Annotated in this window: 17 protein-coding genes and 1 tRNA gene; 11 read left to right on the top strand and 7 right to left on the bottom strand. The window is 74.4% G+C overall.

From position 1 onward, the window contains the following. The first annotated feature begins 159 nt into the window (after nucleotides 1-159). Together K1J57_RS12490 and dtd are read left to right on the top strand one after the other, a co-directional pair. Nucleotides 160-2,010 (top strand): DUF2207 domain-containing protein, encoded by a 1,851-nt coding sequence (locus K1J57_RS12490; RefSeq protein ID WP_220564600.1) that lies wholly within the window; start codon nucleotides 160-162, stop codon nucleotides 2,008-2,010. A 22-nt stretch (nucleotides 2,011-2,032) separates the two neighbouring features. Continuing rightward, nucleotides 2,033-2,458, top strand: a complete 426-nt coding sequence (gene dtd, locus K1J57_RS12495; protein ID WP_220564601.1) for a D-aminoacyl-tRNA deacylase — start codon at nucleotides 2,033-2,035, stop codon at nucleotides 2,456-2,458. Nucleotides 2,459-2,473: 15 nt separating this feature from the next. Here the strand turns inward: dtd and K1J57_RS12500 are convergent, their stop codons facing one another. The 3 genes from K1J57_RS12500 to K1J57_RS12510 all read right to left on the bottom strand — a co-directional run bounded on the left by K1J57_RS12500 (nucleotide 2,474) and on the right by K1J57_RS12510 (nucleotide 5,481). Continuing rightward, a complete protein-coding gene (locus tag K1J57_RS12500; RefSeq protein ID WP_220564602.1) occupies nucleotides 2,474-3,289 on the bottom strand; it encodes a cyclopropane-fatty-acyl-phospholipid synthase family protein in 816 nt (271 codons plus the stop codon). 297 nt (nucleotides 3,290-3,586) lie between these two features. Then, nucleotides 3,587-4,291: a response regulator transcription factor gene (locus tag K1J57_RS12505; RefSeq protein ID WP_220564603.1), complete on the bottom strand. Its 705-nt coding sequence runs from the start codon at nucleotides 4,289-4,291 to the stop codon at nucleotides 3,587-3,589. After that, nucleotides 4,288-5,481, bottom strand: coding sequence for a cell wall metabolism sensor histidine kinase WalK (locus K1J57_RS12510; RefSeq protein WP_255647007.1), 1,194 nt, complete (start codon nucleotides 5,479-5,481; stop codon nucleotides 4,288-4,290). The genes K1J57_RS12505 and K1J57_RS12510 overlap by 4 nt, the downstream gene beginning before the upstream one ends. Nucleotides 5,482-5,605: 124 nt before the next feature. Here K1J57_RS12510 and phoU point away from each other — a divergent pair, with 124 nt between their 5' ends. The 3 genes from phoU to ispF all read left to right on the top strand — a co-directional run bounded on the left by phoU (nucleotide 5,606) and on the right by ispF (nucleotide 7,599). Further along, a complete protein-coding gene (phoU, locus tag K1J57_RS12515; protein WP_220564604.1) occupies nucleotides 5,606-6,268 on the top strand; it encodes a phosphate signaling complex protein PhoU in 663 nt (220 codons plus the stop codon). A 342-nt stretch (nucleotides 6,269-6,610) separates the two neighbouring features. Beyond that, nucleotides 6,611-7,093, top strand: a complete 483-nt coding sequence (locus K1J57_RS12520; protein ID WP_026129182.1) for a CarD family transcriptional regulator — start codon at nucleotides 6,611-6,613, stop codon at nucleotides 7,091-7,093. A 26-nt stretch (nucleotides 7,094-7,119) separates the two neighbouring features. Next, entirely contained in the window at nucleotides 7,120-7,599 is a 480-nt protein-coding gene (gene ispF, locus K1J57_RS12525) for a 2-C-methyl-D-erythritol 2,4-cyclodiphosphate synthase (RefSeq protein ID WP_220564605.1), read from the top strand. A 220-nt stretch (nucleotides 7,600-7,819) separates the two neighbouring features. Here the strand turns inward: ispF and K1J57_RS12530 are convergent, their stop codons facing one another. Beyond that, a complete protein-coding gene (locus tag K1J57_RS12530; RefSeq protein ID WP_220564606.1) occupies nucleotides 7,820-10,201 on the bottom strand; it encodes a Yip1 family protein in 2,382 nt (793 codons plus the stop codon). 327 nt (nucleotides 10,202-10,528) lie between these two features. Between K1J57_RS12530 and cysS the strand changes: the two genes are divergently transcribed. The 3 genes from cysS to K1J57_RS12545 all read left to right on the top strand — a co-directional run bounded on the left by cysS (nucleotide 10,529) and on the right by K1J57_RS12545 (nucleotide 13,320). After that, nucleotides 10,529-11,929, top strand: a complete 1,401-nt coding sequence (cysS, locus tag K1J57_RS12535) for a cysteine--tRNA ligase (protein ID WP_220564607.1) — start codon at nucleotides 10,529-10,531, stop codon at nucleotides 11,927-11,929. Between the two features lie 218 nt (nucleotides 11,930-12,147). Continuing rightward, entirely contained in the window at nucleotides 12,148-13,128 is a 981-nt protein-coding gene (gene rlmB / locus K1J57_RS12540) for a 23S rRNA (guanosine(2251)-2'-O)-methyltransferase RlmB (RefSeq protein ID WP_220564608.1), read from the top strand. A 119-nt stretch (nucleotides 13,129-13,247) separates the two neighbouring features. Next, a tRNA-Thr gene (locus tag K1J57_RS12545) sits at nucleotides 13,248-13,320 on the top strand. 221 nt (nucleotides 13,321-13,541) lie between these two features. Here the strand turns inward: K1J57_RS12545 and K1J57_RS12550 are convergent. Further along, nucleotides 13,542-14,423 (bottom strand): CPBP family intramembrane glutamic endopeptidase, encoded by an 882-nt coding sequence (locus K1J57_RS12550; protein WP_370634652.1) that lies wholly within the window; start codon nucleotides 14,421-14,423, stop codon nucleotides 13,542-13,544. Nucleotides 14,424-14,486: 63 nt separating this feature from the next. On the opposite strand from K1J57_RS12550, the gene K1J57_RS12555 reads away from it, so the two are divergent. Continuing rightward, the gene (locus K1J57_RS12555) at nucleotides 14,487-15,167 is read left to right on the top strand and encodes a TetR/AcrR family transcriptional regulator C-terminal domain-containing protein (RefSeq protein WP_220564610.1); all 681 of its coding nucleotides are present in this window, start codon (nucleotides 14,487-14,489) and stop codon (nucleotides 15,165-15,167) included. A 307-nt stretch (nucleotides 15,168-15,474) separates the two neighbouring features. After that, complete coding sequence (locus K1J57_RS12560; protein WP_220564611.1) at nucleotides 15,475-15,729, top strand: hypothetical protein; 255 nt, start codon at nucleotides 15,475-15,477, stop codon at nucleotides 15,727-15,729. Here the strand turns inward: K1J57_RS12560 and K1J57_RS12565 are convergent. Further along, on the bottom strand, nucleotides 15,701-17,539 hold the full coding sequence (locus tag K1J57_RS12565; RefSeq protein WP_220564612.1) for a hypothetical protein: 1,839 nt from the start codon (nucleotides 17,537-17,539) through the stop codon (nucleotides 15,701-15,703). The genes K1J57_RS12560 and K1J57_RS12565 overlap by 29 nt on opposite strands. 193 nt (nucleotides 17,540-17,732) lie before the next feature. On the opposite strand from K1J57_RS12565, the gene K1J57_RS12570 reads away from it, so the two are divergent. After that, nucleotides 17,733-18,740 carry a phospholipase D family protein gene (locus K1J57_RS12570; RefSeq protein WP_220564613.1) on the top strand — a complete coding sequence of 336 codons (1,008 nt, stop codon included), beginning with the start codon at nucleotides 17,733-17,735 and terminating at the stop codon, nucleotides 18,738-18,740. Between the two features lie 69 nt (nucleotides 18,741-18,809). On the opposite strand, the gene K1J57_RS12575 is transcribed toward K1J57_RS12570, so the two are convergent. Next, nucleotides 18,810-20,279, bottom strand: coding sequence for an NAD(P)/FAD-dependent oxidoreductase (locus tag K1J57_RS12575; protein ID WP_220564614.1), 1,470 nt, complete (start codon nucleotides 20,277-20,279; stop codon nucleotides 18,810-18,812). Between the last annotated feature and the right edge of the window lie 92 nt (nucleotides 20,280-20,371).

Below are 20,371 nucleotides of genomic sequence, written 5' to 3' on the forward strand. Positions count from 1 at the left end.
CCGCTGGAAGAACCCGGGCCGCTCCGACCAGTCCCCGACCGGGGGTCCGCCCCTCACCGGCCGGACCCTCCCGCTCTCCTCCCCCGCCGGTACGCGGGGTCCGTGCGCGGACCGCCCGGGGACGTCGCGGGCCGGGGGGACCGGATAGGCTCTCGCATCATGTGGTGGGTCGGCTCCTGGCGCCAGGCCGTCGCGGCTGCGGCGGCCCTGTTCGTGTTCTCCTCGTTGCCGGCGGCGCCCGCCGCGGGGGCGGTGGACGCGGCCCGCGCCGCGACGGTGGCGACACCGGCCACCACAGTACCGGCCGCCGGTGCGAGCGTCACCGGGCCCCGGAGCGCCGACGACCCCCTGATCACCAACACCGTGGAACTCGAACTGGACGCGCTGGGCGTCCTGCACGCCGAGGAGACCATCGCCTTCGAGGGCGGGGCCCCCGACGTGTTCGTGCGCGGCCTCACCGAGACGATGCTCTACGACACCGAGCACGACCGCCGCTTCGAGGTCAACGGGGTGAAGGTCGCCGGCCCCGACGGGCGGGCGCTCGACGCCGTGGTGGAGCACCGCGACGGCGCGCTCGTGGTGGAGATCCCCACCCGCGGCCTGGACGAGGTCGTCCTCACCTACCGGGTCGGAGGGACCGTCAGCAGGGTGTCCCAGGGCGTGCAGATGGAATGGCGCGCCATCGGCGCCTACAGCCACACCGTCGACGCCACCGACGTCACCGTCACCGCCCCGCTGCCGCCCGAGGCGCTGTCCTGCCTGGCCGGAGAGCCGCGCAGCGCCATGTACTGCACCGCCTCCGACATGGGGCCCGAGTCCGCGGTCGCGCACTTCCTCCAGGCCGACATGGAGCCCGCCGACCGCCTCGACATCGTCGTCAACTACCCGCCCGGCACCGCCGAGGGCGAGCCCATCCTCACCCGCCGCTGGTCGCTGGCCTCGGCCTTCAAGGTCACACCCGCCACCGCGAGCGTGTTCGGGGTGCTGCTGGTCGTCCTGGTCGGCGGCCTGGCCGTGCTCGTCCGGGTCCGCGGCCGCGACGAGCGCGCCCTGCGCAGGGAGGCCGCGGCGGGAGACCACGCCCCCGTCACGGAGGAGGACGGCCGGGTGCGGTTCGCCCCGCCCGACGACGTCCACCCCGGCCAGATCGGCACGCTGATCGACGAGCGGGTGGACATCGCCGACCTCACCGCCACCGTCCTGGACCTGGCCGTGCGCGGCTACATCCGCCTGGAGGAGCAGCCGCACGAGCACTTCACCTCCGTGGACTGGCGGCTCGTCCGCCTGGACGGCCCGCCCGGCGAGACCCTGCTGGCCTCGGAGTGGCTGCTGCTGGACGCCCTGTTCGGCGACCGCCCCACGGTGAAGCTGTCCCAGCTCGGCTCGCCCCGCGCCTCCGCCGACTTCCCGGCGCGCATCGACCGGGTCCGCGAGGAGCTGTACCGCGACATGGTGCGGCTCAAGTGGTTCGTCCGCTCGCCCAGCCGGGTGCGCACCCTGTGGAGCACCGCCGGGATGGCGGTCACCGCGATCGGCGTGGTCCTCACCGTGGTGCTGGCGGTGTTCACCACCGCCGCCTTCACCGGCCTGGCGGTGGTCATCGCCGGCGCCGCCATCACGGCCGGGGCCCAGTACATGCCCGCCAAGACCCGGCTGGGCAGCTCGGTGTACGCCCACACCATGGGCTTCCGGAGGTACCTGCTCAGCCCGCGCGCCCAGACGGCCCCTCCCGGTCAGCGCGTCGAGCTCTACTCGCGCTACCTGCCCTACGCCGTCATCTTCGACGACGTCGACCGCTGGTCGCACATCCTGGCCGAGGCGGCGCTGAGCGACCTCACCCCGGAGGAGCTGACCGGCGACGGCCTGGCCTGGTACACCGGGCCGCGCGAGTGGCGGATCGAGGACTTCTCGGACTCCATCAGCGCGTTCGTGGTGTCCCTGACCGGCATCATCACCAACACCCGCAGGATGCGGGTGCTCAACCAGCTCCAGCGTTCCGAACGCCGGTAGGAGAGAAGAGGGGGAGCGGCCCATGCGCTCGGTCGTGCAGCGGGTGTCGCACGCGTCGGTGACGGTGGACGGCGAGGTGGTCGGGGAGATCACCTCGCCCGGCCTGATGGCCCTGGTGGGGGTGACCCACACCGACACGGAGGCCGAGGCCGCCAAGCTCGCCCGCAAACTGTGGACGCTGCGCATCCTGGAGGACGAGCGGTCGTGCTCCGACATCGACGCGCCGCTGCTGGTCGTCAGCCAGTTCACCCTCTACGGCGACGCCCGCAAGGGCCGCCGCCCCACCTGGCAGGCGGCGGCGCCCGGCCCGGTGGCCGAGCCCCTGGTGGACGCGGTGGTCAAGGAGCTGCGCGAGCTGGGCGCCACGGTCGCCACCGGGGTGTTCGGGGCCCGGATGTCGGTCGGCCTGACCAACGAGGGCCCCTTCACCGTCCTCCTGGAGGTCTGACCCCCGCGGGCCCCGTCACACGGCCTCGCAGCGCACCAGCACCGAGCGGGGCGCCACCGAGGACCCGGACTCCGCCGGCGGGGTCGTGTCCAGCTCCTCGACGACGCGCAGGCCGGACCGCTCCAGCTCCGCGCGCAGCTCCTCCGCGTCGGTGTAGGTGACCGTTTCGCTGGACAGGAACCGGCGGGTCGCCCCCTCGGCGTCGATGATCTCGGAGTACATGTTGGTGATCTGGGTCCCCTCCTCCGGGGTCTGGAACACCGACAGCACGGTGAAGGCGCTGCCGTCCTCCCCCGGGAACGGGAACGTGTGGTAGGCCGGGTCGCCGGCCTTCTCCGGGGCCGGGAAGTGGTCGAACAGCAGCGTCCCGCCCGGGCGCAGGTACGAGCGCGCCGCCTCCAGCAGCGCCCGGCGGCCGGAGGCGTCGAAGGTGTTGACGGACAGCCCGCCGATGAGGACCGCGTCGAAGGGCTCCCCGGGCTCCAGCGCGGTGGCGTCCGCCGCCTCGAAGACGACCTCCCCGGGGGCGTCGGCGGCCAGCGGCCGCCACATCTCCTCGGCCTGGGCGATCATGTCCGCCGACAGGTCCACGGCCGTGACGGTGTGCCCCTCGGCGGCCAGGGCCCGGGCGAACCGGCCCATCCCGCAGCACAGGTCCAGGACGCGCAGCGGACCCGACCCCAGCCGCGCCCGCACCAGGTCCAGGTCGGCGGTGTTGGCCTCGGCCAGGCTCCCGTAGATGTAGCCGTGGAAGCCCTCGTAGATGGGGATCACCTCGGTGCCGGGCAGGTCCAGGCTGTGCACGGCGGCGGTCATACCGATGAAGGTCATGGGGCGGGACGCCTTTCTGCGCGGGTCCGGTGCTGGCCCGGGAGGCGCCCTCGATCCGGACGCCCCCCGTGCTCGGATCCTGGGCGAACCGCCTTTCCGGCGGTTATCCGCGGCTTATCCCGTGCTCCCGCCCTCAGCGGCGCCCGCGCGCCCGGCACCCGCCCGGCCCCGGGAACGGGCACGTCCCGGCCACCGGGCGGGAGGCCCGGAACCGGGACGCGAGGGGGCGGTGGTCCCCGGGAGGGGGGACGGTCGGTCCGGAGAGGGGCACAGGCCCCCCGGAGAGAGGAACGGGGATCAGACGTCGGCGGTGACCGGCTCGAACTTGTAGCCCAGCCCGCGCACGGTGACGATGTACTTGGGGCTGCCGGGGTCGTCCTCGATCTTGGCGCGCAGCCGCTTGACGTGCACGTCGAGGGTCTTGGTGTCGCCGACGTAGTCGGCGCCCCACACGCGGTCGATGAGCTGCATCCGGGTCAGCACCCGGCCGGCGTTGCGCAGCAGCACCTCCAGGAGCTCGAACTCCTTGAGGGGCAGCTGCACGTTGTCGCCGCGCACGGTCACCACGTGGCGGTCCACGTCCATCCGGACCGGACCCGCCTCCAGTGCCGTGGGCAGCCCGGGCTCGTCGATGACCTCCCCGCCGCGGCGGCGCAGCACCGCGCGGATGCGGGCCACCAGCTCGCGGGAGGAGAAGGGCTTGGTCACGTAGTCGTCGGCGCCCAGCTCCAGACCGACGACCTTGTCGATCTCGGAGTCCTTGGCGGTCAGCATGATCACCGGGACGCTGGACTTCTGCCGCAGGCTCCGGCACACCTCGGTGCCCGACAGGCCCGGCAGCATCAGGTCCAGCAGGACCAGGTCGGCGCCGGTGCGGTCGAAGGTCTCCAGGGCCACGGTCCCGGTGGGCGCCACGGCGACCTCGAAGCCCTCCTTGCGCAACATGTAGGACAGGGCGTCGCTGTAGGACTCCTCGTCCTCGACCACGAGTACACGAGTCACTGTGCCGCCTCCTGACGGTCGGTGTTCCGGGCGGCGTCCAGCCCCCGGTCGTCGGGTCTGGGCAGACGCAGAGTGAACGTCGACCCGGACCCCTCCTTGCTCCACACGGTCACTTCTCCACGGTGGTGGGTCATGATGTGCTTGACGATCGCCAGGCCCAGTCCGGTACCTCCGGTGGCCCGGCTCCGAGCGGCGTCCACACGGTAGAACCGCTCGAAGATCCTTTCGAGGTCCTGCTGGGGGATGCCGATCCCCTGGTCGGCGACGCTGATGTCCACGGTGGAACGCGTCAGCGCGACCGAGACGGCGACCCGGGTGTTCTTGGGGCTGTAGGAGACGGCGTTCGCGATCAGGTTGCGCAGCGCCGTGCCCAGCAGCCCCTCGTCGCCCAGGACGGTGATGCCCTCGGCCCCGCTGCCCACCAGCTCGATGCCCTTGGCGTCGGCGGGCATGCGCACCGCGTCCAGGGCCTCCTCCACCACACCGCCCAGGTCCACCCGGGTGGGCTCGGCCATCGGCTCGGCGCCCTGGATGCGCGAGAGCGTGATGAGGTCCTGGATGAGCGCGGTCAGCCGCGACGCCTCCGTCTGCATGCGGTCGGTGAACCGGCGCACGGCCTCGGGGTCGTCGCTCGCGTCCTGTACGGTTTCGGCCAAGAGCGACAACGCACCGACCGGCGTTTTGAGTTCGTGGGAGATGTTCGCCACGAAATCGCGGCGCACCGCCTCCACCCTCCGGTGCTCGGTCTGGTCCTCGGCCAGCACCAGCACCAGCCCGGTGCCGCCCAGCGGCGCCACCCGCACGGCGAAGGACGTCGCGTCGGGGCCGAACTTGCGCACGGCCACCTCGATCTCGGTCTCCCGGATGACGCCGTCGCGCCGCACCCGGCGGGCGAGCGAGAGGAGCTCGTCGATGACCAGCTCCTCGCCCCGGACGATGCCGAAGGCCCTGGCGGCCGAGGAGGCGCGCAGGACCCGGTCGGCGGAGTCCAGGACCACGGCGGAGGAAGGGAGTGCGGAGAGGACCTCGGCGATGCCCGGCGGCAGTGTGGTGCCGTCGTTCCGCTGCGGGACGGGCGCCGGTCGCTCGGTGGCCCCGGCACGGAAGAACGAGCCCGCCAGAACGCCCACGACGACGCCCGCGACGAGTCCGATGATGCCGGTCAGAGCGGCGAGAAGTTCCCCTTGCACGTTTCGATCGTAAACGTGCGGACTGGACCTTTACCCGGTCAGGGCCTGTGTCATGGCCTAGGTTCTTCCAGCGTTCACCGACTCTTGGCCGACTCTTCAGAAAACCACTGGGAGCATTGACACCATGCGCGATACGTACCACGAGGACCTCGACAGCCTGAGCGAGCGCCTCATCGAGATGACCCGCCTGGCCAGGCACGCCATCGCCCGGGCCACCACGGCACTGCTGGACAGTGACCTGGACGCGGCCCAGGAGGTCATCTCCGGTGACGAGAGGATCAACCGGCTCGACCAGGAGGTCGAGGAGACCGCGTTCAGTCTGATGGCCCGGCAGCAGCCGGTCGCGTCGGACCTGAGGACGATCATCACCTCGCTGTACATGCGCGGGGACCTGGAGCGGATGGGCGACCACGCCGTCCACCTGGCCAAGATCGCCCGCCGCCGGCACCCCGACTCGGCGATCCCCGAGCCGGTCCGCTCCATCGTCCTGGAGATGGGCCACCAGGCGGAGATGCTGGTGACCAAGGCCGGGGAGGTCATCCGGCACCGCGACCCCGACACCGCGCTGGAGCTGGACGAGGACGACGACCGGATGGACCGGCTGCGCCGCAAGCTCCTCCAGCGCATCCTCACCCCCGGCTGGGAGTACGGGGTGGAGGCCACCATGGACGTCACCCTGGTGGGGCGGTTCTACGAGCGTTTCGGTGACCACGCGGTGCACGTCGCGGACAACCTCGTCTACATGGTGACGGGGGAGCGGCGGGAGGACTACGAGCCGGAGAGCTGACCGGGTGCGCGCCGCCCGCGGGAGCCGTCCGCCGGAGGGCGGTCCCGGGGCCGGCCCCGGAGGGCGCGCACGGCCCCCGGGATGGTGATACGAATCTCTTCCGGGGCGCTCCGGCGGTGTTCGCGACCGTGTCCGCCGCCCCCCGCGCGAGCGGCGCCGATCCCTTCCGCTAAAGGGCCGCGGGCCCTCCCGGACCTGCGCGGATCGGCCTCTCTTGACCGGTCGGGTAGACTTTGTCAAGCCCTAAAAAGTGGTGCTTGACCTGCGTGTTCGCAAACCTAATAGGTACGTTAAGTCACAGATTCATGGTATCCTTGTGGTAGCGGAAGGGGTACCTGTCACATGGCTTTCAAGGTCGGCGACACTGTTGTCTACCCCCATCATGGGGCTGCTCGTATTGAAGCGATCGAGACTCGCACCATTAAGGGCGAGGACAGAACCTACCTCGTTCTGAGGGTCGACAAGGGCGATCTGACGGTGCGCGTGCCGGCCGCGAACGCCGAGGACGTCGGCGTTCGCGACGTGGTGGGGCAGGAGGGCCTGGACAAGGTCTTCGAGGTGCTCCGGGCACCGCACACCGAAGAGCCCACCAACTGGTCGAGGCGCTACAAGGCCAACCTGGAGAAGCTCGCCTCCGGCGACGTCAACAAGGTCGCCGAGGTCGTGCGCGACCTGTGGCGGCGCGACAAGGAGCGCGGTCTCTCCGCCGGTGAGAAGCGGATGCTCGCCAAGGCGCGCCAGATTCTCGTCAGCGAGCTGGCCCTCGCGGAAAAGACCAACGAGGACAAGGCGGAAGCCCTCCTCGACGAGGTTCTCACGAACTGAAGCACGGTCGCGGAATCGCATAATTCATGACGAAAATTCCTCGGGTGGGCGTCGGCACCGACGTCCATCCGTTTTCTCCTGGACGGACCCTTTTTCTGGCCGGTTTGGAATGGCCGGGAGAGGAAGGCGTCAGCGGTCATTCCGATGGCGATGTCGCCGCGCACGCCGCGTGCGACGCATTGTTCTCGGCGTGCGGCCTGGGCGACCTGGGGTCCAACTTCGGCACCGCCGAGCCGCGGTGGAGGGGCGCCTCGGGCGCCGCTCTGCTCACCGAGACGGTCGCCCGCGTGCGCGCGGCGGGCTTCGAGGTCGGCAACATCGCGGTGCAGATCATCAGCAACCGGCCCAAGTTCGCGCCCCGGCGCGCCGAGGCCGAGAAAACGCTCACGGAGATCGTCGGGGCACCGGTGACGGTGTCGGCCACCACCACCGACGGTCTGGGCCTCACCGGGCGCGGCGAGGGCATCGCCGCCATCGCCACCGCCCTGTGCGTCCCCGTGGACTGACACCTGCCGGACACATCGACGCCCCGCGGCCCCGGCCGCGGGGCGTTCGCCGTTTCCGGGGCCGCCGCCGGGCGGCTCCCGAGGGGCGCACCGGGCCCGGGGAGGTGCGTGGCGGCCGCCGGTCAGGCCGCTCCGGCCGTCCGGCCCGCGGTGCCGGAGCCCGGGCGCAGCGCGGCGCTCACGGCGCCGGCCGCCGCCCGGCCGCGGGCGCCGGGGCCGGTCACTCGTCGGGGCGCAGGGGTTCGCTGCGCACCCGCCGGGAGGGCGGGCCGGAGGCGAAGTCGGGCATCGGCGGCCGCGGGGGCTTGAGGACCATGGGCCGCTTCTCCAGCGCCGGGCGCCGGCGCAGGGGCTCGGTCGTGCGCTCGGCGTCGTCGTCGGCGTCCTCCCGGGGGCGGGCCGCTCCGGGCGGCACGGCGGGCGCGCCGAACCCGCTCCTCCGGGTCCGCCCGGGTTCGGCGGCGGGCGGGGAGGCCGCGGGCACCCGGTCGCCGCCGTCCCCGGCGGCACGGGCGGGCGCGGGCCACAGGAGCTCGTCCTCGTCGGCGGGTTCGGGCGCCGGAGTGGACGGGGCACGGTCCCCGGTGGGCTCGTCGGTCGCGGGTTCGGCCGCCGGGCGGTGGGTGCGCGGCGTGGCGGGCCACAGGGTCCCGTCCTCGTCGGTGTCGGCGGGCTCGTCCGGCTCGCGGTCCTCGGAGCGTTCGCCAGACCGGGGCGCGGCAGGCCACAGGTCGTCGTCGGAGGCGTCCTCCGGGCGCGGATCGGCGGCAGGGATGTTCGGTTCACGGTTCTCGGAGGGTTCGCCGGTCACGGGTTCGGCTGCCGGGCGGTGGGCGCGGGACGCGGCGGGCCATAGGGTCCCGTCCTCGTCGGTATCGGCGGGTTCGCCGGACCGGGGCGCGGAGGGCGGCAGGGGGCCGCTCCTGACCGTGCCGGTGGGTCCGGGTGCGGGGGTGGCCGGTTCGCGGTCCCTGGCGGGCTCGTCGGTCGCGGGTTCCGCCGTTGGGCGGTGGGTGCGCGGCGTGGCGGGCCGCAGGGTCCCGTCCTCGTCGGTGTCGGTGGGCTCGTCCGGCTCGCGGTCCTCAGAGCGCTCACCGGTCCGGGGTGCGGCGGGCCACAGGTCGTCGCTGGAGGCGTCCTCCGGGCGCGGGTCGGCGGCGGGCGGGGACCAGAGCGGGCGGTCGTCGGCGAGGTCGTCCGACAGGGCGGAGCGGGAGGCGGCCATCGGGTCGTCCGGAATGCGGAAGGCGGCGCGCACAGCAGGTCCGGTGTCGTGGTCCAGCGCGGGCGCGGGCACCTCCTCCGGCACCTCCGGGGTGTCGTCCTCCGGCGGCGTCCAGACCGGCGGCACGTAGTCGGCGCGGGTCCAGGTGTCCTCGTCGTCCTCCGGCGGCTCCCAGCTGACGCCGAAGGCGGGCGTCTCCGCGGAGTCCTCCTCCGGGGCCTCGGGGGTCTCCTCCTCCAGCGGCTCCGGAGCGTCGTATTCAGGGGCCTCGGGCGACTCGGGGACCTCGTCATGCCCGGGCGCCTCGGCGGCGGCGGGCTCCGGGGCCGGTGCGTGCTCGGGTGCCTCGGCCTCGTCGGTGACCGGGTCGCCGGGCAGCGGGTCGTGCTCGAAGCCCTCGTCCGGGGCGCCCGCGGGCACGGGCTCCGGAACGGGGGCCGGCACGGGCTCCGGGTCCGGAATCGGAGCCGGTACGGGCTCGGGGGCCGGTACCGGGGCGGCCGGAGCGATCGGGACCAGCGGCGGGTTCTCCGCGGCCTCCTTGATGGGGTTGCCCCCGCGGCCGCCGCGGCGCGGCAGCGGCAGGGTCGGCACCGAGGCCTCCGGCTCCGGGTCCTCCTCGGCGACGGGCTCCGGGTCGGCCTTCCCCGAGACGGGTTCCGGGGCCGCTTCCTCTTCCTCGGCTTCCTCGGCGGCGGGCCCGGGTACGAGCCGCACCGTTTCGGGCCCGTCCGGCTCCACGGCAGGGGTCGCCGAGGGGCCCAGCCCCAGGCCCATCAGGCGCTCCTCCAGCGAGCGGCCGTCCTCCTCGACGGACCGCGGCTCCCCGCCGTGCACCACCGCGCGGGCGCGCAGCACCGTCGTGCGGTCGTCCGCCGGTTCGGGGCGGCGGACGCCGGTGCGGCGCCTGCGCCGCAGGTGGGCGCGGGCCGCCATCCACAGCAGCAGGGCCACCAGCAGCGCCACCAGCGGGGCCACCGCCACGATCACGTTGGCGACCCGCTGCGGGATCGACTCGATCAGCCCCAGGTTGTTGAGCACCATGACCACACCGGCGAAGAGCACCAGCAGCGGGATCAGCACCAGGTCCACCCAGGCGCGGCGGCGCGGCGGCGCGTCGCGCAGCAGGTAGCTGGTCCAGCACGCCATGAGCAGCAGCAGCGTGTACGTCACCGGGAACACGTGGACGAGCAGACCGCCGCGCGGGTGACCGTACTCGGCGAGCCGGAAGACACCGTTATAGGAGATCAGAAGGGCGCACAGACCGATCAGACCGACGAACAGGGCTCCGCCGGCGAGAGCGCCGACTCCCGTGCCGCGGCCCGTGGGGCTGCCGTTGCGTGTTCCTGCGCCGGGGGAATCGTTGTAAGGGGCCATCGCCTTCGCAGCGTAGTCGAGGAGATGCCGTTAACACGAGATTCCGTCCGATTCCGGTGGCTTCGGGACCGCATGCGCCGACGGCGTTCCGTGGTGTTATGTCGGAATATGCAGCATCTCGTGACCTGCCGTTCCGTGGTCACGACGCTTTGTCCCGGGCTATCTCACACGGCAGGTGCCCGAATACGGTTCTCCATATATGAGCACTTCGGGATGTCCGATGAGGAAAACACGGGTACCGGGCCCCACTCGCGCCCCCGTATCAGCCCGACCGGTGGAGGCGGTTTGTGACGCCGGTGTGAGGGGAAAGACGATACGCTTGACAACGTGAGTCTGCGCTTCTATGACACCAGTGCCCGACAGGTCCGCGACTTCGTCCCCCTGCGCGAGGGACACGCCTCCCTGTACCTGTGTGGTGCCACGGTGCAGGCGCCGCCCCATATCGGACACATCCGGTCCGGGGTGAACTTCGACATCCTGCGCCGCTGGCTGACCTACAAGGGCTACGAGGTCACCTTCTGCCGCAACGTCACCGACATCGACGACAAGATCATCAGGGTCGCCGCCGATGAGGGCGTGCCCTGGTGGCAGGTCACCGAGCGCAACCAGCGCGCCTTCACCCACGCCTACGACGTGCTGGGCTGCCTGCCGCCCACCGTCGAGCCGCGCGCCACCGGCCACGTGCCGGAGATGGTCGAGCTCATGCAGCGGCTCATCGACGCGGGGCACGCCTACGCCGCCGACGACGGCTCCGGCGACGTCTACTTCGACGTGCGCTCCTTCCCGCCCTACGGGGACCTGTCCAACCAGCGGCTGGAGCAGGTGCAGCCCGCCGCCGACTCCGACCCCGACCGGGACAAGCGCGACCCCCGCGACTTCGCCCTGTGGAAGGGCGCCAAGCCGGGCGAGCCCACCTGGCCCACCCCGTGGGGGCGCGGCCGCCCGGGCTGGCACCTGGAGTGCTCGGCGATGGCCACCAAGTACCTCGGGCCCGCCTTCGACATCCACGGCGGCGGCCTGGACCTGGTCTTCCCGCACCACGAGAACGAGATGGCCCAGTCCCGCGCCGCCGGGGACGCCTTCGCCCAGTACTGGCTGCACAACGGTCTGCTGAAGATCGGCGGCGAGAAGATGGCCAAGTCGCTGGGCAACTCGATGCGCATCCCGCAGATGCTGGAGAAGGTGCGCGCCGTCGAGCTGCGCTACTACCTCGGCCAGGCGCACTACCGCTCCACCATCGACTACTCCGACGAGGCGCTCCAGGAGGCCGCGGTCGCCTACCAGCGCGTCGAGGGCTTCCTCACCCGCGCCGTCGAGGTGCTGGGCGAGGTCGTCCCGGCCGAGCGGGTGCCCGCCGAGTTCGCCGCCGCGCTCGACGACGACCTGGGCGTCTCCCAGGGGCTCGCCGTCGTGCACGGGCACGTCCGCGAGGGCAACACCGCCCTGGCCGGGGGCGCCAAGGAGAGGGCCGCCGAACTCGCCGGAGAGCTGCGCGCCATGCTCGACGTGCTGGGCCTGGACCCGCTGAGCGGGCAGTGGTCCTCCGGCGACCAGGGGCTGCGCGAGGTCGTCGACGCGCTCGTGGCCGTCGCCCTCCAGCAGCGCCAGGCCGCCCGCGGCCGCAAGGACTACGCGGCCGCCGACGCCATCCGCGACGGGCTCGCCGACGCGGGCGTGGTGGTGGAGGACACCCCGCAGGGGCCGCGCTGGGACCTGCGGCGGGGTTGACGGCAGCGCACATGGTCAGGGGTGGGGTGGCCCCCCGGTTTCCACGGTAGGCCGCCCCGCCGTCCGCCGCCACGGGGGCGCCGGGGCCTGTGGACAACACGTTCGGTACCGGCTCGGCGGTACCCTGGGGGTTTGCCGCCGCCATCGGCGACGCGGCACCCCAACGGCCGGAGAACGCTTCCGGCATGCTCGCGATACGTAGCGGAGGGACGGCGACCATGCCGGCGAAGAAGAGCAAGAAGGGCCCCACCAAGGGCAGCGGCGGCAAGGGCCGCCGGTCCCTGGAGGGCAAGAAGGGCACCCTGCCCGCCGAGCAGCGGCACTGGTACGACGGCAAGCAGCGCTCCAAGGCGATCCGCCGGGCCAAGGAGGTGGAGGCCTCCGGGGGCGCTCCGCGGTCGTCCCGTTCGGCCGAGCCCGAGCGCCGCCGGATCGACTCCGACCTGCTGGTGGGCCGCAACCCCGTGCTGGAGGCGCTGCGCGCGGGCATGCCCGCCAGCCGCCTCTTCCTCTCCAACAGCCTCGACGCCGACGACCGCGTCAACGAGGCCGCCCGCCTCGCCGGCGAGCAGGGCGTGGAGGTGCTGGAGGTCACCCGCGCCGAGCTCGACCGGCGCTGCGACAGCAACGGCCAGCCGGGCGCCGTCCACCAGGGCATGGCCCTGCAGGCGCGGCCCTACCGCTACCTGCTGCCGGAGGACCTCCTGGAGCGGGCGCTGGACGGGGACGAGCCGGCGCTCATCGTCGCCCTCGACGGTGTGACCGACCCGCACAACCTCGGCGCGATCGCCCGCTCCGCGGCCGCCTTCGGCGCCGACGGCCTGCTCATCCCCGAGCGCCGCTCCGCCGGCGTCACCACCACCGTGTGGAAGACCTCGGCGGGCACCCTGGCCCGGCTCCCGATCGCGCAGGCCACCAACCTCACCCGCGCCCTGGAGGCCTTCAAGAAGGCGGGCGTGTTCGTCGTCGGCCTCGACGCCGACGGCGACGCCGCCATCCCGGGCCTGGACCTGGCCACCGGCCCGCTGGTCGTGGTGGTGGGCTCCGAGGGCAAGGGCCTGTCCCGCCTGGTGCGCGAATCCTGCGACGTGATCGCGAGCATCCCGATCCGCAACGCCGAGTCGCTCAACGCCTCCGTCGCCGCCGGGGTGTCCCTCTACGAGGTCGCCCGCCTGCGCGCCGAGCAGCGGGACTCCTGACCCCCGCCGCCCCCGGGTCCGCCACGGACCCGGGGGCGGGCTTTTCCGAGTAGGCCGAAACGCGCCTCACCCGGTACCATTCGGGTGGACGCGGCTCCCCTCGCGGAGCCCGACGCCCCGCCGGCGTAGCTCAATTGGCAGAGCAGCCGCCTTGTAAGCGGCAGGTTAGGGGTTCAAGTCCCCTCGCCGGCTCTCACCTTTCCCGCCCGGGGACATTTTCGGGGCGGATACGTCAGCGTGCGCCGCCCCCGCGCGACCCGGCCGACGTCCGGCCGGGGCCGTGCGCCCCTTGGTCCGACGTCGGCCTCGCGTTCGCTTCTCCTCGTTCGGGCCGCGCTGCCTGTGGGTGCGGCGGGGCCCGTGGACGCGAGCGTCCGCTCGCGTCCACGGGCCCGTGCGGTCGGGGCCGGGTCCTAGCCGGCGCGGCCGGACCGGGGCAGGCCCAGGCGGCCGCGGGTGACGACCACGAGGGCCACCGCGACGAGGCCGACCAGCGCCACCTCGACCGCCCCGGCGGGGGAGCCCGCCACGACCGCCTTGAGGCCGGAGACGACGTTGATCGCGGCGTGGGCGAGCACCGGGGCCAGCACCCCGCCGCGGGCGGAGTTGAAGACGTTGCCCAGGATGACGGTGAGGCCGACGCAGAGCAGCGCGTAGGCGGGGAAGTACATGTCCGCCTGGAGGGTGCCGGCCATCGCGAACAGCGGCGCGTGCCACACGGCCCAGATCGCGCCGAGCATCACGTTGGCGGCCGTCGGGGACAGGACGCCCTGGAGTCGCGGCAGGGCGAACCCGCGCCAGCCCAGCTCCTCGTTGCCGCCGCCGGCCAGCGCGATGAGCACGAACTGCGCGGGCACCGTCATCAGCGCCGTGCGCAGCAGGTCCCGGTCCAGGGCGGTGTCGCCCAGATAGATCGGGATCGCGGCGGCGCCCGCGATGGCCAGCAGGGCCAGGAGCGCGATCGCGTAGGGCAGGAGCGCGCCGCGGCGCCCGATCGAGTAGCGCCGGAAGAGGGCGCCGACCCCGGCGCGGCCCTGGGTGGCGGCCGTGACGACCACCGCCGCCACCATCGGCCCGAATCCGCCCGCGATCACCGCCGGCATCGGGTCGCCGCCCTGGAGCAGGAGGCCGCCCGCCCACCAGGCGGTCCAGGAGAAGGCGAAGGCGATCACGAGGAACGCGCTGAGGCCGCGGGGTTCGACGGCCGTCGTGCGCGCCGCGTCGACGGGGGCCGTGTCGGCGGAGGGCGCGGGGGACTGGGGGCGGGTCTGCGTGACCGGGGAGTGGGTGTCCATGGCCGGAAACATACACTGTTTGAGAACGACATACAACGTAGGATTCCCGCTAGGCTGTAGGTCATGACCGACACCGCACCCGAACGGCAGTTCGACAGCGTCTTCCACCGTCCCGAGCGCCGCCGGAGATCCCAGCCCGCGCTCAGCCGCGAGCGCATCGTCGCCGCGACCATCGCCCTGCTGGACCGCGAGGGCGCCCCGGCGCTGACCATGCGCAAGGTCGCCGCCGAACTCGGCGTGCACGCGACGAGCCTGTACTGGTACGTCGAGCGCCGCGAGGACCTGGTGGACCTGGCCGTGGACGAGATCCTGGCCGCGGCCGCCGCGGCGCTGCCGGGCCCGGACGAGCCGTGGGACACCGCCGTCAAGGAGACCGCCCGCCGGTTCTACGCGGCTCTGACCGCGCACACCTGGGCGGCGGAGTTCGCCGGCTCCCGGCCGCTGATCGGCCCGAACGCGGTCGCCCTGTCGCGCCGCGTCATCGCGGCCCTGGAGAGGAGCGGGGAGAACGAGGAGGCGCAGGCGGTCGCGATCCGGGCGGTCGCCAACCAGATCCTCGGCGCCGCCACGACCACCGTCGCGATGCGCGCGACCCGGTCGAGTGCCCCCGAGGTGCACGAGGAGGCGCGCGCCGCCGCGGTGTCGGCCTCGGACGCCCTCGCCGTGGAGAACGCCTACTTCGACCAGGGGATCGACCTGCTGCTGGAGGGGATCAGGGCACGCCGCGGCCCGTCCCCGTCCTAGGCGTGCCGGGCCCGCCCGGTGGAGTGCGGGGAGGCCCTCCGCCGGATCGCGTCGCGCCGGACCGCCGCCGCACGTCCCGGGGCGGGCCGCGGAGCCGCACCGCCCGGCGGGACCCCGTGCGGAGCGGTGGGACCGCGGCGGCGGGCCGCGGGTGGCAGGATGCTGCCGGGCGGAACCCTTCCGGCGGCGCGAGGCCGCGGGTAGGGTCGTCGGCCATGGACACACTCTCCGCGGCGGGGCCGGCGCGGCCCTGCGGCGTGCGCCCCGGGCGGACCGGGTGAGCGGCGGCGGGGAGCGCCCGGACCGCGTGCGCATCAGCGTGGACCTGGACCGGGACGACTACCGGCTCATGCGGCGGCTCGTGCTGGAACTGGGGGAGGCGGCCGACCGCCCGGCGCTCACGCACTCCTCCGTGTGGCGGGCTCTGCTGGCGGAGCTGGGCGAGGACGACGCCCTGGCGGCGCGGGTCGCCCGGCGCCTGCGGCGCGGCCCGGACCGCTCCCGCGCGCCCGAAGGCCCCGGCGCATCCGCCGTCACTCCCGGACCAGCCGCAGACCGATGAGTTCGAGGCCGTAGCGCAGCCTGCGGAAGTACGTGGCCCGGCTCAGGTGGAGGCGGATCGCGAGCCGTTCGTGGCCGCGCACCCCGTCCAGGTAGTAGTGCTCCAGGATCCGGCCGGCCTCGGCCTCCTCCGCCGAACCGCTCGCGGCCAGGGCGCGCACCTCCTCGCGCAGCCGCGCCCGCAGGTCGGCCGGGGAGGCGGCGCCGCTGAGGGCCAGCAGCGGGGTGCCGCGGAGCCGCCCGGGCGAGTCGATGTGGGTCAGCGCGTGGCGGACCTCGCGCCCCAGCGCTCCCGCGCCGCCCGCGTCCGCGACGGGCGCCGCCAGGCGCTCGGCCCATTCCAGGAACGCGTCCGAGCCGAAGTCCTGGCCGTGGACCTCCGGGCCGCGGCCGCAGCGGTAGACGTCGTCGACGGTGCCGCCGTGGTGCCGGAACCTCAGCGCGTGCAGGAGCCGCTGGTAGCCGGGGTTCACCGTGGAGACCGTCAGGTACAGGCCGAGCGCCATCACCCGGTGCAGGATGGACCGCAGCAGTTGGGCGTGCAGCCCCCGGTCCGGGCAGAAGGCGGCCCCCAGGAGCAGGCTGTGGCCGGCGCCCGCGTACCGGGTGAGCAGGGTGTCGGTGTGCTGTTGCAGGAGCGGCTCCACGGAGTCGATCGTCCGGTCCTCCACGCGCAGCAGGCCGCTGACGCCCACGGGCTCCCCCCGCGCGTCGTGGACGAGCAGGAAACCGTCGGGATCGGTGCGCATCCACCCCTCCACGAGCCGGTCCGTGCGCCGCGGGTCCAGCCCGCTGTGCCCGGCCCACCGGTTCATGAGCTCGCCGACCGTGTCGGCGTCGTCCGCCGAGGCGGGCCGGACGAGCCCGTCCTCGGGGCTGCCGGGGAAGAGGGTCGCCTGCACCGCCTCCTCGTCGGAGAGGGCGATGATGCCCTCCAGGATCCGGCCGCGCCGCGGTCCGGCGGGTTCCTCCAGCAGCATCCTGCGGCGGTGGGCGGCCGCGCGGCCGCGGGTCTCGCGGTGGCCCGAGGGCTGCCGGGTCCGGCGGGCCAGCGCCAGCACCCGGCGGAAGGGCTCGGACAGGACCAGGCCCGCCTCGGTGCCGTAGACCACGCTCAGCCCGGCGAGGGCGGCGAACGCCTCGCCGTCGACGCCGATCGTCTCCTGGTCGCCGCCCCACACGCTGGCCAGGTCCTGGAGGGCGTCGGCCCAGGCGCGGCCGGGCGCCTCGCGGTCCAGCCGGTCCAGGATCTCGGGCGCGACCCGGACCGCCACCGCGCCCGGCTCCGCGGCCGCGCCCCCGTGCAGCGCGCGGCAGGCGGCCTCGGCGATGAGCGGGTTGCCCGCGGCGAGGTCGGTGACGACCCCCAGGGCGCGCGGGTCGTGCACCTGGGCGCGCTCGGCGATGCCGCGGACATCCTCGTCGCGCAGTGTGCGGAACGGGACCACCCGGGCCCCGGACAGCGCCCACCCCGGGCGGGACAGGAGGGAGCGCCGCGACACGACCAGTACCGGGCGGCCGCCCGGCGCCCGGTCCCGCAGCGCGTCCAGCGCGGCCAGGCCGGCGGGCCCGTCGGCGCCGTCCGCGACCAGGGGCCGTGCGGTGTCCTCGGCGAGCGCGCTCCGCAGGGCGTCGGCGGCGCCGGGCGACTCCAGGTCCACGACGGGCAGGGGCGCAAGGCGCGCGGCCAGCGATGACTTCCCGCAGCCCAGGGGGCCGACGAGGTTCACCAGGGGATGGCGCTCCAGGGCGCCCAGCAGATCCTCCGGTGTGGTCTGCCGTGGGGGAGCGGCGGCCGGTGGGGCGTGCATGGGATCTCGCGTTGCCTTCCGGGGGAGGGGGCGCGGTGAGGGGCCCATTGAAGCAGGGGCCCGCGGCGCCGGGAACCCCCCTGTTCCCCGTGAGAGAGGATGAGACGTTCATGAGACCGCGACCGAGCGGGCCTCGGTTAGCTTTTCCCCGTGGTTCCGGTGCGTGGCCGGGACCGGACTCGGAGAGAGCGCCATGGAGACTCGCACCATGTCCGTGCTCGGGCTGAACGGTGTCGAAGAGGACGTCTACCGCCATTTCCTCCGCAACCCCGGTTCGCCCGAGGCGACCGCGCGCCCGGCCGTCCCGCGGGGCGGGGCGGAGGTGGACGCCGCGGTGGCCAGGTTGCGGGGGCTGGGCCTGCTGCACGGGGACGGGGACGGGGTGTGGGCCGCCGACCCCGCCGCGGCGGTCGCCCGGCTGTCGGAGGACCGGCTGGAGCGCGTCCACTCGACCATCCGGGAGATCGCGGACATCGGCCCCATCATGAGGTCGTTGCAGCAGGACGGCCCGTATCCGCCGCGGGGGCGGGCGCCCGCCGCCGGAGCGGGGGGAGCGCTGGTCAGGCTGGAGACCCTGCCCCTGGTGCGCACGCACATCGACCAGCTCGCGTTCACGGCCCGCACCGAGATCCTGGCCAGCGAGCCCTACGACGTCCTGTCCCCGGAGAACATCCGGCACGCCCGCCCGCTCGACCTGCGGTGCCTGCGCCGGGGCGTGGTCCTGCGCAACCTCGTCCGCGCCGACGCGGCCGGGGACGCGGCGACGCTGGAGCACCTGCGGGTGCTGAGGGCGGCCGGGGCGCAGGTGCGGGTGGCCGACCGGCTCTCGGATCTGATGCTGGTCTACGACCGGCGGACGGCCCTGGTCCCCCTGGACCCCCGGGATTCGGGCCGGGGGGCCTTCCGGGTCGAGGAGGCGAGCCTGGTGGAGAGCCTCGTCCGCTACTTCGACCGGCTGTGGGACGACGCCCGCGACTTGGGCGAACTCCTGGGCGAGGGCTCCGAGACCGCCGCGCCGACCGAGGCCCAGCTGCGGGTCCTGGAGCTGATGTGCACGGTCAGCAAGGACGAGACCGGGGCACGGCGCGCGGGCATGTCGCTGCGCACCTACCGGCGGCACATCTCCGACCTCCTCACCCTGCTCCAGGCCAACAACCGGGCCCGGGCCGCGCTGGAGGCCCGGGAGCGCGGCTGGGTCTGACCCCCGCGCCCCGGGCCCCGCGTGCCGGGCCCCGGGGCGCGGCACGCGGCCGCCGGGGCGGGCCCGCGCTCAGCGCGCCGGTCCCCGCGCCCCCTCCGGGGCGAGCGACGGGACCCGCAGGCCGAACTCCCGGCGCAGCGCCGAGCGGGCCGCCAGGAACCCGCTCATGCCGTGCACGCCCGGCCCCGGCGGAGTGGCGGCCGAGCAGAGGTAGACGCCCCGTAGCGGTGTCCGGTACGGGTCCCACCGGGGGACCGGCCGCAGCAGGCTCTGCCGCAGCGAGATCAGGCCGGTACCGATGTCCCCGCCCACGTAGTTGGGGTTGTAGCGGGCGTAGTCGGCCCCCGACATGCCGCGCTCGGCCACGACGGTGTCGGTGAACCCCGGCGCGTACCGTTCGATCGCCGCCCTGACCACGGGCAGGGGGTCCTCCTCGGAGCCCGGGGGCAGGTGGGCGTACGCCCAGACGGGCCGCAGGCCCCCGACCGCGCGCCCGGGGTCCGCGACCGCGGGGTCGACCACGAGCACGAACGGCTCCTCCCCCCGCCTCCCGCGCGCGTTCGCCGTCTCCTGGCGGAGGATCCGCGCGGCGGTCCCCCCCAGGTGCACGGTCCCCGCCCGCCCGACGCCGGGGGCCGCCCAGGGGATCGGCTCCGACACCAGGAAGTCGGCCTTGCCCGCGGCGGGCCCGTACCGGTAGCGGCCCAGGGCGCGCAGGTAGCCCGGGGGCAGCCGTCCCGGCGCCAGCCGCGGCAGGGCGGTCGGCGCCGTGTCCAGCAGGACGGCCCGCACGCCGCCGAGCCGGCGCAGGTCGGTGACCTCCTCTCCGGTGACCAGGGTCCCGCCGTGCGCCCGGATGTCGTCGGCCAGCGCCGTGACGATGCTCCGGCCGCCGCCCTCGGGCAGCGGCCACCCGGGCCCGTGGGCGAGCTGGGCCAGCAGCAGGCCGACGGCGGCCCCGGGCAGCGAGGGCAGCGGCCCCATGACGTGGGCGGCGGTCCCGGCCAGCAGCGCGGGCGCCTCCTCCCCCCGGAAGAGCGAGTAGCCCGCCCGGGTCCCCATGAGGAGCGTGCGCACCGCGGTGGCCGGGGCCGCCCGCAGGCCGCCGGGCAGGCGCATGTCGGAGAGCAGCAGCTCCACCATGTCCCGGCCGCGGGCGAGCAGGGGCTCCATCAGCGCGCGCCAGCGCGGCCCGTCCGGGCCCAGGCCGGCGCAGGTCGCGTCGAGGTCGTGCCAGGCCAGGGCGGCCCGGTCCCCGCCCAGGGGGTGGGCGTAGCTGACCTCGGGCCGCAGCAGGCGCACACCCCGCTCGGCGAGGCCGAAGCCCCGGAAGAACGGCGAGGCGGCGGCCATGGGGTGCACCGCGGAGCAGACGTCGTGGACCACGCCGGTGCCGAACAGGTCCGCGCCGCGCAGCCCGCCGCCGAGCTGCTCGGCGGCCTCGTACACCACGACGCGCAGTCCGGCGCGGGCCAGGGTGACCGCCGCGGCCAGGCCGTTGGGCCCGCTGCCGACCACGGCGGCGTCGAACTCGCTCACGTGCGGTCCTCCCGGACGGTCATGTCACTGCCACCCGTTGCCCCGGGGCAGGGGCGCGGGGCCGGTCGCGGCCCGGGTCGGGACGGCGGGAT

The sequence above is a fragment of the Nocardiopsis sp. MT53 genome (assembly GCF_019598965.1).
Taxonomy (GTDB): Bacteria; Actinomycetota; Actinomycetes; order Streptosporangiales; family Streptosporangiaceae; genus Nocardiopsis; species Nocardiopsis changdeensis.